At 46.3% G+C, this 296-nt stretch carries 1 protein-coding gene; it reads left to right on the top strand.

Annotated elements, in window-relative coordinates:
- Positions 1-43: 43 nt before the first annotated feature.
- A partial coding sequence (locus Q4528_RS13410) for an acylphosphatase (protein WP_303522012.1) occupies positions 44-296 on the top strand: 253 nt, incomplete at its 3' end.

Here is a 296-nt window from a genome sequence, read left to right as displayed (position 1 = left end):
ACTATTGGCTGAGCAAAACGAGCCTAAAGCTGACACCGGCCAAGTGACAGAGATTAAAGATAACGACAACTTACTTGCAGAGATGCCTGAGGAGGCCCTTAGCCCAAGCCTTGAAACGATAGAAAACAGTGACGTAGCAATTAAAGTTACGGATGTGAAATCCCTGTTAGAAGCTAAGCCAAGTAAGCATTACACCTTACAGCTAATGGCGCTGAATAACCGCGAGAAAGCCCAACAGTTTGTCTCTGCACGCCAATGGTCACATGACGTTTGGGTTTATCGCTCAAGTGCTAACC

Origin of the sequence: Staphylococcus pasteuri, assembly GCF_030547725.1 — a bacterium.
Lineage (GTDB): Bacteria > Bacillota > Bacilli > Staphylococcales > Staphylococcaceae > Staphylococcus > Staphylococcus pasteuri.
This window is presented reverse-complemented; position numbering and strand designations above follow the sequence as displayed.